This window comes from Shewanella sp. DW31 (assembly GCF_015767295.1).
GTDB lineage: Bacteria > Pseudomonadota > Gammaproteobacteria > Enterobacterales > Shewanellaceae > Shewanella > Shewanella oncorhynchi.
The window spans coordinates 112516-126275 of sequence record NZ_JADWMP020000006.1 but is presented as its reverse complement, the minus strand read 5'-3'; the positions used below and the strand labels follow the sequence as shown (position 1 = coordinate 126275).

Sequence of the window (13760 nt, the reverse complement as noted above, 5' to 3'; positions counted from 1 at the left end):
CCTAAAGTACGGTTTGAGAAAAAGAGGAGCAAAAGTGTAATCTACCCCTCTAATTGTGACTAGCATTTAAGCAGAATTTTTATCGACTTAGCTGCAGACTTTTTTAACGAGCAATATAATCGCCAAAGGTACGATTTTGTTCCAATATCGCTTGGCTGCCCTTAAGACTGAACTTATAACCACACAGGCTAATATTACCTCGACGGGCGAGATCAATAATGATGGCCTGAGTATCGAGTGGTGAGAATCGCGCCTCTGAAGCGGAATCCGCTTTCAGATCCACAGTCACAGGGCGATAGTCAGTGCCATTGTTAAAGGATAAGACGCTGCAAGTTTTATCTCCCTTTGCCGTCGCTAAGGACCACAGGTTTTGTGCTTTACCTTTCTCACCGAGCCAACGCATGATCAAGATATCATCCTCCAGCGCCACAGAAAAACCGTCTGGTAACGCAAGCGTCACCCGCTCACCCGCATAGGGAGCAATCGCGTTAACTGTGACAACTTCTGCACCATCACCCGTTTCTGCGTCGCCATTTGGCCAAAGGCCCCACACCAAGGCAATCAAGAGCACCACACCACAGCCAATTCCTGCTGGGCGCCAATAACGGCGTTCCACTTTCGGCAGTTTAATCTTAGGCAACACCAAGAAACGCTTTAGTGGCGCCAAAAACTCAAATAAACCGCGAAATAGCTCGGTCATCGAACCAGAATCTTTTGCTTCGGCGCGGCGCTGACGCACTTCTTCGGCATGATCTCTATCGTTAAAGCTGTCAGGCTCGTCATCTTCTTCGGCGGTAAAACGCCAACCGGGTTCAGTACTACGCTCGGCAGGATCTAATTGGGCCGCAGTAAAGTCGACATGTTTCAAATTAACATTGTCCACATCGACATCGACCAACTCAATGTGGGTCTGTTCAACGCGGCTAGTATTAGCAGGACGGAAATCCGCATGGCTGTCTGGTATCACAAAATCGGCAGGATTCTGCGTCATTCGAGTTAACGCATCAAAGCGCAGCTCATCTTGACGCAACGCCTCTCGCTCGGCCTCCGCCGCGCTAACACTCGGCTCAACCCTCGGCGATGTTAAAACAGATTCAACATGGGTCGATAAATCGACCTCTGGCTCAGACACAGTCTCAGCGCTAATGGTTTGGGCATGAAGCTGCTCAACATGCGGCTCATGCCTTTCAGCTTGAGGTTGTGCTTGAATATGAGAGGTAGATTTTGCCGATTGTCTTACGGCAACGTCTTGAGCAACAATAGGTTTAGGGTCAATGATGTTAGGATCTATGGCAGTTTTAGATGCCATGGCTTTAGCGTCTATAGTGTTAGGATCTACGATTTTAGGATCTATGGTTTTAGGTGCGATGGTTTTAGGAACGATAGTCGGTTCCACACGGCGCCTAGGCATTGCCTGTGATGTTGGTGCATCCAGCTCAGGACCGAAATAACCGTAGCGATAATCCACTATCGTTGGTGCAGGAAAGCGCCAGCCCCAAAATGTCAGTCCCGCGGCTAACACTAAACTCAATCCAATTAAGGCAATATGCACATCGGCCGCTAACAGGCCGATGAAAATTATTAACGGCAATAGGAATACGCCAATCAAGCCTTTTGACTTATCGGCATCGGCCAAACGACGCAAACTGGTGAGCCCTAATAAAGGTAGACCCAACAATGCCAGCAAATACATCAGAAAATTAGCCCCAAAAGCAGCGGCTGCAAATGCAATACAGACATAAACGCCAACACTGATTGCGACAAAACGGGGACGAGAATCACGCCCGTGAAGGCAGAAAAGAGATTTTAACAGCACGACCCTTCCTTTATTGTTGTAAAAACGAGATACAAAAAGACACTCATTGCCTTATTCGCACGAGCGTAACCAATTTACCCGCAATTGTCAGTGCCTACGACCCAAGTCGGATAAAAATGCACATAATATCGAAGTAAATCTAAAATAGGCTTAAATTGCCAGCCAACAAGCCCTAGTATTTCTATGGTCAAAATCGGTATAATGCTCGGCTTTCTGGGCCCTTCTTGCGTTAACCCATTGGATATTTAGCTCATGACCGCACGCGGAAATTTATTTATTGTGTCGGCGCCAAGTGGCGCAGGTAAATCCTCGTTGATTTCAGCCTTGCTTAAAGACAAGCCAGCCGACATGCAGGTTTCGGTATCTCATACCACCCGCGCACCACGCCCAGGTGAAGTTGATGGTCAACACTATCACTTCGTTAATGTTGAGCAATTCAAAGCCTTAATTGCTGAAAATGCCTTTTTTGAATGGGCAGAAGTGTTTGGCAATTACTATGGTACCTCGCGCCATGTGATCGAGCATACGCTCACCCAAGGTATCGATGTTTTCCTCGATATCGACTGGCAAGGTGCCGAACAAGTTAAAGCCGTGATGCCAGAAGCCGTTGGTGTGTTTATTCTACCACCCTCTAAAGCCGAGCTAGAGCGCCGCCTCACTGGTCGCGGACAAGACAGTAGCGATGTTATCGCCAGCCGTATGGCACAAGCCGTATCGGAAATGTCCCACTATAAAGAATATGATTTTATTATCGTCAACGACGATTTTGACACTGCCTTAGCCGATTTGCGTGCCATCATTCGCAGTCAGCGCTTAACAGGTGCTAGTCAGATCCACGCGCAAAATGATATGCTTCACGATCTGTTGGCAGGATAGCTGTCATAGTGTACAATTTTGCGTCATTTTTTCCCTAGATAAACTGGAGTTTCAACACATGGCTCGCGTAACTGTAGAAGACGCCGTAGAACAAATCGGCAACCGTTTTGATATGATCTTGGTTGCGGCGCGTCGTGCTCGCCAAATCGCCGTGCAGGGTAAAGACCCTATGGTTGAAGAGATGAACGACAAACCCACGGTTATCGCCCTGCGTGAAATCGAACTAGGTTTAGTTAATGCTCACACCTTAGATGCCGATGAGCGTCAAACGGTACGTGAACGTGAAGCCGCTGAAATTGCAGCGGTTGCAGCCATTGCTGAAGGTCGTTCATTATAGTTTTTGAGTAAAAACCTATTTAGGTAAAAGGAGAGCTGCCACTTGTATCTGTTTGAAGGTCTAAAGGAGTCTGCTTCCGGTTACTTAGAACCTGAACAGGTAGAATTGCTCAAGCAGGCGTACCAGATTGCGCGCGATGCCCACGAAGGGCAAATGCGCACGAGTGGCGAACCTTATATTACTCATCCGGTTGCGGTTGCCCGCATCCTTGCTGACATGCGTCTTGATCATGAGACGCTGATGGCAGCACTGCTCCATGACACCATCGAAGATACCCATGTCACCAAAGACGATTTAGCCGAACTATTCGGTGTCGCGGTGGCCGAACTCGTCGAAGGCGTGTCAAAACTCGATAAGCTTAAATTTCGCGACAAGAAAGAAGCTCAGGCTGAAAACTTTCGTAAAATGATGATGGCGATGACGCAGGATATCCGCGTTATCCTCATCAAGCTTGCCGATAGAACCCACAACATGCGTACCTTAGGCGCACTGCGTCCCGACAAACGTCGCCGTATCGCCCGCGAAACCTTAGAGATCTACGCACCTATCGCTAACCGTCTCGGTATCCATAACATCAAGACAGAGTTAGAAGACTTAGGTTTCCAAGCTTATTATCCCATGCGATATCGGGTGCTTAAAGAAGTCGTTAAAGCCGCCCGTGGCAATCGCAAAGAATTGATCCAAGGCATTGAAGCCGCTGTGTATACGCGCTTAAACGATGCGGGTATTCCGGGAAAAGTCAAAGGTCGCGAGAAAAACCTCTACTCCATCTATAACAAGATGCAGAGTAAAGAGCTGCAATTCCAAGAAGTCATGGATATCTACGCCTTTAGGGTGATAGTCGATTCCATCGACACTTGTTATCGCGTACTCGGTGCCATGCACGGACTGTACAAACCTCGTCCCGGTCGTTTCAAAGATTATATCGCTATCCCCAAAGCCAACGGTTATCAGTCACTCCATACCTCTTTATTTGGTCCACACGGCGTGCCCGTTGAGATCCAAATTCGTACCGAAGATATGGATCAGATGGCTGACAAAGGGGTAGCTGCACACTGGGCCTACAAAGGCGGTGCGCAAACAGGCCAAGGCACGACGACTCAAGTGCGTGCCCGTAAGTGGATGCAAAGCTTGTTGGAATTACAACAAAGCGCCAGCACCTCATTCGAATTCGTTGAAAACGTGAAGACGGAACTCTTCCCTGAAGAGATTTATGTGTTCACCCCTGAAGGTCGCATTCTGGAATTACCCGTCAATGCCACCGCGGTAGACTTTGCCTACGAAGTGCATACGGACGTAGGTAATACTTGCGTCGGCGCCCGTGTTAACCGCCAAGCGTATCCGCTTAGCCAACCGTTAATTTCAGGTCAAACCGTTGAAATCATTACCGCTAAAGGCGCCCGTCCTAATGCCGCTTGGCTAAACTTTGTGGTAACCGGTAAAGCTCGCGCTAAAATCCGCCAAGTGCTGAAAAGCCTTAAAGGTGATGATGCGATTGCACTCGGTCGCCGCCTGCTCAACCATGCGCTAGGCAAAACCAAACTCGACAGCATTGCGCCTGAGCAGATAGAAAAAGTGATCCGCGATACTAAACATACGACGCTCGATTCACTGCTCGCCGATATCGGCCTTGGCAATGCCATGAGTATTGTTATCGCCCAGCGTTTGATTGGCGATAATCTTGAGAATCAAGAAAGTCGCGACGGCCACATGATGCCAATTCGTGGCGCCGAAGGCATGCTCGTTACCTTCGCTAACTGTTGCCGCCCCATCCCAGGTGATGCCGTGATAGCCCACGTGAGCCAAGGTAAGGGCTTAGTGGTGCACATGGAAAACTGTGCCAATATTCGTGGTTATCAAGGCGAGCCAGACAAATATATTCCCGTACAATGGGATAATGTTGAAGGCGTTGATTACCAAGCCAATCTGCGGGTCGAAATCGTTAACCACCAAGGTGCACTGGCGAAGATCACCTCGATCATTGCCGCCGAAGGTTCAAACATTCACAACCTCAGCACTGAAGAACGCGATGGTCGCGTGTATTTGATCAACCTGCGGATTTCGGTGAAAGACAGGATCCATTTAGCCAACGTGATGCGCCGAATTAGGGTACTACCCGAAGTACTGCGCACGTCCCGTAATCGTTAATTAACTCAACACTAGAGAGAGCGTCATGGCAGAAAAAATCATCATAGCGACCGAAAACGCCCCAGCGGCCATAGGCACGTATTCACAAGCGGTTAAAGTCGGTAGCACAGTGTATTTATCTGGCCAGATCCCGCTCGTGCCAAGCACAATGCAAATTGTCAGCGATGATTTTGAAGCGCAAGTCGTGCAAGTATTTGAAAACCTGACGGCAGTTTGCACTGCTGCGGGTGGTTCAATCAACGATATCGTTAAGCTCAACATCTTCCTGATTGATTTAAGCCACTTCGCTAAAGTGAATGAAATCATGAGCCGTTACTTCAGCCAGCCATACCCAGCCCGTGCTGCTATCGGCGTGAAGCAATTGCCGAAGGATTCTCAAGTTGAAATGGACGGCGTGATGGAGCTGTAAGCGCTAGCATTTCACCTTCTATAAACGAAAAGGCGCTACGGCGCCTTTTTGTTGCCAACACAATCCAACACCCTGCTTGCCACTCTCTTCATCTTGCTTTCACACTCAACTTGTAGGCTTTGCGCTCCATTCTCATATTTTACAATCTTGTAAACTATTTGCGCGAGCTCACAAAACTCGCCATACTGGGTACAGCCAAAAGAACAATAAATAACAGGGAATTGCCAATGGATACAGCGATTAAGACGCCAATTGAAATGCTGGCGCACTGGGCTAAGACTCAGGGGGACCAAGTCTATTTACGCCAACCGATCAAGGGTCAATTCCTTGATTTTACTTGGGCTGAAGTTCAAGAAAAAGTTCAACAACTTGCCGGTGCCTTACATCACTTAGGCTTAGAGCGTGGTGATAAAATTGCCGTTCTCTCTAAAAACTGTGCCGAATGGTTTATCACCGACCTCGCGTTGATGCACGGCGGCTATGTCAGCGTACCTATTTACCCTACCGCCAACACAGATACTATTCGCTATGTGCTGCAACACAGTGGCGCAAAAGCCATTTTTCTCGGCAAACTTGACCATTGGGCTGACCAAGAGGCTGGTGTCGGCGGCGAGCTACTACGCCTTGCCATGCCCTATGATACGATGCCAGCACAATATCAATGGGAACAATTGCTTAAGCTAGGCTATCCCTTAGTTAACGCCCCGCTGCCTACTCCAGATCAAGTGATGACACTCATCTATACCTCTGGTTCGACTGGCCAACCTAAGGGCGCGATTCAAACCTTCGCCAGCTATGGCTGGACTTGCCAAGCGGTAGTGCGTGACCTGCGCACCGATGGCGACGATAGACTTTTATCCTATTTACCCTTAGCCCATATCACAGAGCGCGTTGCGATTGAAGGCTCATCCTTCTACTCAGGTAGTGTGGTGGCTTTCGTTGAAAGTCTCGACTCCTTCGTTGTCGATGTTCAACGGGCAAAACCAACGGTATTCTTCTCGGTACCACGGTTATGGAGCCTGTTTCAGAAAAACATCATCGACAAAATTGGGGTCAGTAAACTTAATCTATTACTGAAAATCCCACTGCTTAGCAGCTTTGTGAAATACAAAATCCATAAGGGTTTAGGCTTGAACCATTGTCGTCTACTCGGCTCTGGCTCGGCGCCAATTCCACCATCACTGATCCACTGGTATCACAGTATTGGTCTTAATATCTGCGAAGCTTGGGGTATGACAGAAAACTGTGCCTATTCGATCATCAACTATCCTTTTGATGCGCGTAAAATTGGTACTGTTGGCCGCCCAGTTGAGGATTGCCAGATCCGCCAAGGCGAGGATGGTGAGCTACTGCTCAAGAGTCCGGGATTAATGACTGCTTATTATCTTCAGCCAGAAGCTACTGCAGCGGCATTCGATGCTGATGGTTTCTTCCACACAGGCGATCTGTGCTCAATTGATGCCGATGGTTGTGTCACTATTACTGGCCGAGTGAAAGACAACTTTAAAACCGCCAAGGGCAAATATGTAGCGCCCGTGCCTATCGAACGTAAATTGGCGCAGGATCCCCATGTTGAACTGATTTGTGTGATTGGTTCTGGTCTGCCGCATCCCGTCGCACTAGTGCAGTTATCCGAAGGGGCAAATCTACAAGCCCGTGAAGAAGTCCGCACCTCACTCAAAGCGACACTCGATAGCGTTAATCCGCACTTAGAGTCACACGAACATGTCGATGCGATTGTCGTGGTCAGTGATCCTTGGACGATTGAGAATGATGCGCTCACGCCTACCCTCAAAATCAAACGCCATGTGCTTGAAAAAGCCTTTAGCGAACGAGTTGACGGCATTCGTGGCGCCCAAGTCCGCTGGGAAGATGAATTAACTCAAAAATAACTAGGCCAAACAATCAGTTGGCGAGTATGGTCATCAGCTAAAACTAAGCACGCCTAGGGTGTGCTTTTTTATGACATATTCTGTCAAAATCCGATAAAACCACGTATCATGTGCGCCAGTCGGCCAAGGGGCAATTCCCTTGTACTTTTCCATTCAATATTAGGTTTAACAGAGTCTAACGATGCTAATTACACTATCGATTATTGGCGGTTTTATTATTTTAACCTTAGGCGCTGAAGCCCTAGTGCGTGGCGCGAGTTCAATCGCTCTACGTTTAGGTATTACGCCACTTATCATAGGCTTAACTATTGTAGCCTTTGGTACTAGCGCACCAGAACTGGCTGTGAGTGTAAAATCTGCTCTAGCAGGAAACAGCGGTATCGCCTTAGGTAACGTTATTGGCTCTAACATTGCTAACATAGGTTTGATTTTAGCCATCACGGCACTTATCCGCCCTATTCAAGTGCAATCTCAAGTCGTAAAGCGTGATATCCCTTTGATGATATTGGCTTCTATGTTGTTCTGGGCACTCTTGTTAGATGGCGAGCTCAGCCTAATTGACGGTGTAGTATTACTGTCACTACTGTTCGGTTATTTAGCCTTTAGTTACATCAGCTCGAAAAATGGTAATGAAGAGGAAGAGATTGAAGCAGGTCCAAATAATCCGCTACTTTCAGCCCTATTTATCTTAGTCGGTATTGGTATGCTAGTCGGTGGCGGGATTTTGTTTGTCAACGGCGCAGTAGATTTAGCCAAGACCTTCGGTATCAGTGAAGTCATTATCGGCTTAACGATCGTGGCGATTGGTACCAGTATGCCAGAGTTAGTAACTTCTGTTCTAGCGGCACTGAAAGGTCAGAGTGACATAGCCATAGGTAACGTTGTTGGTTCTAACATATTCAATATTTTGGGTATTTTAGGTATTACTGCAATAGTACAGCCAGTATCATCACTTGGCTTCCAACCCTTTGATTTCATCGTGATGTTGGCATTTGCCATCATGATTTTACCTTTCGCTTGGACAGGATTTCGTATTGGCCGCCGCGAAGGTTCAGTATTACTACTGTGCTACTTAGGTTACTTGGGCTACCTAATAAACCAAGCGAGCACTCAAGCTGTGGTATAACACTTAGCTGCTCATTTACGATAAAAAACACCGGAGCCTCTCCGGTGTTTTGCTCTCTAGGTATTGTCCACTTTATTAATCACGCACCTTCTTTAAAGCACACCTAATAAAGAATATAAGCAAATAACTCAACTGATGACATTTGTCATGCCAAAGCCATGACCTTTGTGTCTGCAGTTCTTCTATCGAATTTCTGATAATGAGCCCGTACCCAAACATTGGGAAACTCACTCAATAAGGAAATACCATGAAAACATTACTCCTCGCCTCCAGCTTTTTGCTTATCAGTACTCACTCGTTTGCAGCAACGCCATCAAACACTAACATCACCAACGTAGACGCTGCCTCGAATGCGATGAATCTAACGCAATTACAACAACTAAGCGGCAGCACTCAAGATTATGATAAAGCCTATGCGAACTATCGCTTAGCCATCAGTGCCAATGTAATGGGGCAGAAAACACTCGCTAGCAGCGCACTGACTACAGCGCAAACCACATTAGAAGCACTCGAAACCAGCCAAGCGAATGCAGAATCCCTTGCCCTGTTATCGTCGGTTTATGGCATGCAAGTCGCCTTAGATAATAGTAAAGGTGCAACGCTCGGCATGAAATCCGCCAAGGCGATTGCCAGTGCCGAACAATTAGAACCACAAAATCCACGGGTAGCGCTGGTTAAAGCCATCGCCGCCTATAACACGCCAGCCATATTTGGCGGCAGCATGCAAAATGCTAAGACCTTAGCCACTACAGCCATAGAAAGATTCGCTCAGCCTTGCGACAACATTTGCTGGGGTGAAGCCGAAGCCTACACGTGGCGTGGGCTCGCTAAACAGGAATTAGGCGATAGCCAAGGCGCGATTGAAGATTGGCAACAAGCGATCAAAGTACAAGCCGATTATGGTTGGGCAAAATTTTTGCTTCAACAAAATCAGCAATTAAGTGCAAAATAGACAAAGTTGTTAACGGGGATCTATGGCGCTGACGATAGCGCCAATCCCTAAAAAGAATAAATTAAAACAGATGCCATCGGTAGGCATTGAACAACCAACTCAGTGACACAGAGGCATCATGATAAGCACTCCCCTTCAGCTCGAACGAAAACTTGCTTGGGTGTATTTGATAAACTTAGTGTTTTATCTGATCCCACTTGCCATAAATCCCTATCCAAGCTGGAAAATCGCCCTCAGTTTTGCCGTGTTAATCCCTTTTATTGCCAGTTATTTTTGGACCTATAAGTGCAATAGCCGTAGCGCCTATCTGCCCATTCTCATTATGGTGGTCATAGCAATAGCGATCACACCAATCAACCCAGGCTCTATCTCGCTATTTACCTTTGCCGCCTTCTTCATTGGCTTTTTTTATCCTCTCCGGACCTGTCTGTTAGCTATTGCAGCCCTCATCGGCCTGTTGTTTGCCCTCAATGAGATTTACCACTTTAACAGTTACTACTTTCCGCTTTACGGCTCGGGATTAGTGCTCGGCGTGGGCATGTTTGGTGTCGCCGAACGCAGACGTTATCGGCATAAATTGAAAGAACAGCAAAGTGCCCAAGAAATTACCACCTTGGCCACTATGCTTGAGCGGGAACGTATCGCGCGGGATCTACACGACATTATGGGGCATAGCCTATCTTCCATCGCCCTTAAGGCTGAGCTAGCCGAAAAGCTTATCGCAAAACAAGAATATGAACTCGCATCAACCCAATTGACTGAGCTAGGACAAATTGCGAGGGAAAGTTTAAGCCAGATCCGCCACACAGTGTCAGACTACAAACACAAGGGCCTAGAGAGTTGCGTGACGCAGCTTTGTAAATCCTTAAGGGATAAAGGCTTAAGTGTCGAGCTCAGTGGTGAGCTACCCAAGCTAGGTGCAACCACAGAAAGCCAACTGAGTTTGATCCTCACCGAACTCATTAATAATATTCTTCGCCATAGCGGTGCAAGTGAATGCTCTATCCACTTTTCTAAGCAATCAGACCACCTGCAGCTCGAAGTCAAAGACAATGCCGCAGCCAAACCTTTTATAGAGGGTAATGGCCTCACTGGTATACGCGAGCGTCTCGACAGTTTAGGCGGCAGCTTGAGCTATAATCTCGAACAGGGATATACATTTACCGTCAGTTTACCTTTGCAGGGAGCAACACATTAATGAAGATTTTATTGGCGGAAGATCAAGCTATGGTGCGAGGAGCACTCGCCGCACTCCTCACGCTTGCAGGGGGTTTTAGTATCACCCAAGCGAGTGACGGCGACGAAGCTCTAAGCTTACTCAAACAGCAAAGCTTTGATCTCTTGCTAACAGATATCGAAATGCCCGGCCGCACAGGCTTAGAGCTGGCCACATGGTTAAAGGAGCAACATAGCCAAACTAAGGTTGTGGTCATTACCACCTTCGGCCGTGCGGGCTATATTAAACGTGCCATCGAAGCGGGTGTGGGCGGCTTTCTGCTTAAAGATGCGCCCTCGGAAACCTTAGTCAACGCGATTCAACAAGTGATGGCGGGAAAACGAGTGATCGATCCTGAACTTGCCATGATGGCGATTGGCGATGTCGACCCGCTCAACGACAAAGAACGCCGCGCTCTTCGCCTCGCTAGCGAAGGCAAATCCACCTCCGACATCGCCGAAACTCTTTTTATCGCCGAAGGGACTGTTCGCAACTACCTCTCAGAAGCCATAGCCAAACTCAATGCCAGTAATCGAATCGATGCAGCCCGCATTGCCAAGCAAAAAGGCTGGTTGTAATAACACTCACAGTTAACCACGCTTTCAGCCTAACGATATCTTATCAACAATTTTGTGGTCTTAAGGCCACAGAAGGATATTAGCTATGCTTCCAAACAAAATTTGATAACACCCTAATTCCCCTTGAGATTGCCTTACGCTTATTCTCTGTTAATATATGTATAAATTCACAGTGATTGAGTGCTAACGACTTGCAGCAATTGGATCTTGTTCCGATCACCGACCTCAAAGGCGTCGCCAAAAAGGTCGCGGAGAAACTCGCAAAGCTCGGCATCACAACAGTACAAGATCTACTGTTTCACTTACCCCTGCGCTACGAAGATAGAACCCAAATCTATCCTATTGCCGCCCTCAGCCTAGGCGGTTATGGCACTATAGAAGCTGAAATCCAATCGACACAAATCATCCAAGGCCGCAAGCGCATGCTGGTCTGCAATGTGCGCGACGATACGGGCAGCTTAAGCCTGCGCTTCTTTAACTTTTCCGTTGCTCAGCGTAATGCCATGCAGAATGGTTTGATGATCCGCGCCTATGGTGAAGTGCGCCGTGGTAGTCATCAAGCTGAGATAGTGCATCCAGAATATAAAGTGGTGTATCCCGGTGAAGATGTTCACCTGAGTGATACCCTAACGCCGATTTATCCCACGACTGAGGGCTTAAAACAGACGAGTTGGCTAAAGCTGACCGAGCAAGCCTTGGTATTGCTGGAAGAGGGTGGCTTAACTGAACTTCTGCCACCACAATTGCAACCTAACAACATCAGCCTTAAACAAGCGCTGCAGACGCTACATCGCCCTCCTGCGGGGATCTCTCAGTTCGATTTAGAGCTAGGTCAACACCCAGCCCAGCAACGACTCGTGCAGGAAGAATTACTCGCCCACAATCTCAGCATGTTACGCCTAAGGCAGCGCAGTAATTTAGATGCCGCTGTCACCATGCAAGCCACGGGGCAGTTGCTCAATCCCTTCCTCGCGGCTCTGCCCTTTAAGCCGACTGGCGCCCAGCAAAGAGTCGTGGCTGATATAGGCAAAGATTTAGAAAAACCGCACCCTATGATGCGCTTAGTGCAAGGGGATGTTGGCTCTGGCAAAACCTTAGTCGCGGCGATGGCGGCATTACAAGCGATTGAAAACGGTTATCAAGTTGCCATGATGGCACCGACCGAGTTATTGGCCGAGCAACATGCAACTAACTTTGCCGCTTGGTTTGAGCCACTCGGACTTAAGGTAGGTTGGCTGGCGGGAAAACTTAAAGGCAAGGCCAGAACCCAATCCCTTGCGGATATTGAATCCGGCGCAGCCCAAATGGTGATTGGCACCCATGCCATCTTCCAGCAGCATGTGGTCTTTAGCAAACTCGCGTTAATTATTATCGATGAGCAACACAGATTCGGCGTACACCAACGCTTAGGCCTGCGGGAAAAGGGCGTGAGCCAAGGTTTCCACCCGCATCAATTGATCATGACAGCCACACCCATTCCCCGCACGCTGGCGATGACGGCCTATGCAGATCTCGACACGTCCATTATCGATGAACTGCCGCCGGGGCGAACTCCAGTAACCACAGTGGCGATTGCTGATTCACGCCGCAACGAAGTGCTTGAACGGGTGCGTAACGCCGTCATCACAGATAAACGTCAGGCCTATTGGGTGTGTACTCTGATTGAAGAATCCGAAGTGCTCGAATGCCAAGCCGCCGAAGACACAGCCGAAGAACTGCGCCTCGCCCTGCCCGAGCTCAATATTGGCCTAGTGCATGGCAGGTTGAAGAGCGCCGAGAAACAGCAAATCATGGCCGACTTTAAGGCAGGCATTATTCATCTACTGGTAGCGACAACCGTGATTGAAGTGGGCGTCGACGTGCCGAATGCCAGCCTGATGATCATTGAAAACCCTGAACGTTTAGGTCTAGCACAGCTGCATCAACTGCGCGGACGAGTCGGTCGAGGCGCCATCGCAAGCCATTGTGTGTTACTCTACAAGGCGCCGTTGAGCCATACCGCCACCCAAAGACTGAGTGTACTCAGACAAAGCAATGATGGTTTCATCATAGCGCAGAAAGATTTAGAAATTCGTGGCCCAGGTGAAGTGCTTGGCACTAAGCAGACGGGACTGGCTGAGCTCAAAATTGCCGATCTAGTGCGCGATCAAGCTTTGATCCCACACATTCAGAAATTAGCGAGCCATGTAATGGCGCAAGCTCCCGAAAAAGTCGATGCAATTATTTTACGTTGGCTCGGGCACAGACAGCACTATGTGCAGGCTTAAGCCGTAAATATTAAAGGGTAAAGAACGAGGCGTAACATCTGCCTTTACTCGAAATAAATTGTTTATGTTCAGCTAAGCGCTATAGACAAGCGCATGGAAACTTGCAAAATGAACCTGCGGCCTTCAAATAGCCCGCTCTTGCA

At 48.1% G+C, this 13760-nt stretch carries 11 protein-coding genes; 10 read left to right on the top strand and 1 reads right to left on the bottom strand.

Going from position 1 to position 13760, the window contains the following annotated elements; genetic code table 11:
- Positions 1-103: 103 nt before the first annotated feature.
- Positions 104-1816, bottom strand: coding sequence for a hypothetical protein (locus GWI56_RS07305; protein ID WP_198572542.1), 1713 nt, complete (start codon positions 1814-1816; stop codon positions 104-106).
- Positions 1817-2068: 252 nt separating this feature from the next.
- Between GWI56_RS07305 and gmk the strand changes: the two genes are divergently transcribed.
- From gmk to recG, 10 genes are all read left to right on the top strand, one after another.
- On the top strand, positions 2069-2692 hold the full coding sequence (gene gmk / locus GWI56_RS07300; RefSeq protein ID WP_105251162.1) for a guanylate kinase: 624 nt from the start codon (positions 2069-2071) through the stop codon (positions 2690-2692).
- Positions 2693-2750: 58 nt separating this feature from the next.
- A complete protein-coding gene (gene rpoZ, locus GWI56_RS07295) occupies positions 2751-3029 on the top strand; it encodes a DNA-directed RNA polymerase subunit omega (protein ID WP_007651394.1) in 279 nt (92 codons plus the stop codon).
- A gap of 42 nt (positions 3030-3071) precedes the next feature.
- Positions 3072-5177, top strand: coding sequence for a bifunctional GTP diphosphokinase/guanosine-3',5'-bis pyrophosphate 3'-pyrophosphohydrolase (spoT, locus tag GWI56_RS07290; protein WP_105251161.1), 2106 nt, complete (start codon positions 3072-3074; stop codon positions 5175-5177).
- Positions 5178-5202: 25 nt separating this feature from the next.
- Positions 5203-5586, top strand: coding sequence for a RidA family protein (locus tag GWI56_RS07285; protein ID WP_006079838.1), 384 nt, complete (start codon positions 5203-5205; stop codon positions 5584-5586).
- 227 nt (positions 5587-5813) lie between these two features.
- The gene (locus GWI56_RS07280) at positions 5814-7478 is read left to right on the top strand and encodes an AMP-binding protein (RefSeq protein WP_198572541.1); all 1665 of its coding nucleotides are present in this window, start codon (positions 5814-5816) and stop codon (positions 7476-7478) included.
- 181 nt (positions 7479-7659) lie between these two features.
- Positions 7660-8604, top strand: a complete 945-nt coding sequence (locus GWI56_RS07275; protein WP_198572540.1) for a calcium/sodium antiporter — start codon at positions 7660-7662, stop codon at positions 8602-8604.
- Positions 8605-8851: 247 nt separating this feature from the next.
- A complete protein-coding gene (locus GWI56_RS07270) occupies positions 8852-9556 on the top strand; it encodes a tetratricopeptide repeat protein (RefSeq protein ID WP_198572539.1) in 705 nt (234 codons plus the stop codon).
- A 118-nt stretch (positions 9557-9674) separates the two neighbouring features.
- Complete coding sequence (locus GWI56_RS07265; protein ID WP_198572538.1) at positions 9675-10754, top strand: sensor histidine kinase; 1080 nt, start codon at positions 9675-9677, stop codon at positions 10752-10754.
- Positions 10754-11350 carry a response regulator transcription factor gene (locus GWI56_RS07260; protein ID WP_198572537.1) on the top strand — a complete coding sequence of 199 codons (597 nt, stop codon included), beginning with the start codon at positions 10754-10756 and terminating at the stop codon, positions 11348-11350. Before GWI56_RS07265 ends, GWI56_RS07260 begins: the two co-directional genes overlap by 1 nt.
- Before the next feature lie 191 nt (positions 11351-11541).
- Entirely contained in the window at positions 11542-13617 is a 2076-nt protein-coding gene (gene recG, locus GWI56_RS07255; RefSeq protein WP_198572536.1) for an ATP-dependent DNA helicase RecG, read from the top strand.
- The last annotated feature ends 143 nt before the right edge of the window (positions 13618-13760 follow it).

Coding starts and splice junctions, on each gene's coding strand:
- GWI56_RS07280 (WP_198572541.1), top strand. CDS start 5,814: ATGGATACAGCGATTAAGACGCCAATTGAAATGCTGGCGCACTGGGCT.
- rpoZ (WP_007651394.1), top strand. CDS start 2,751: ATGGCTCGCGTAACTGTAGAAGACGCCGTAGAACAAATCGGCAACCGT.
- GWI56_RS07285 (WP_006079838.1), top strand. CDS start 5,203: ATGGCAGAAAAAATCATCATAGCGACCGAAAACGCCCCAGCGGCCATA.
- GWI56_RS07265 (WP_198572538.1), top strand. CDS start 9,675: ATGATAAGCACTCCCCTTCAGCTCGAACGAAAACTTGCTTGGGTGTAT.
- GWI56_RS07270 (WP_198572539.1), top strand. CDS start 8,852: ATGAAAACATTACTCCTCGCCTCCAGCTTTTTGCTTATCAGTACTCAC.
- gmk (WP_105251162.1), top strand. CDS start 2,069: ATGACCGCACGCGGAAATTTATTTATTGTGTCGGCGCCAAGTGGCGCA.
- GWI56_RS07275 (WP_198572540.1), top strand. CDS start 7,660: ATGCTAATTACACTATCGATTATTGGCGGTTTTATTATTTTAACCTTA.
- GWI56_RS07260 (WP_198572537.1), top strand. CDS start 10,754: ATGAAGATTTTATTGGCGGAAGATCAAGCTATGGTGCGAGGAGCACTC.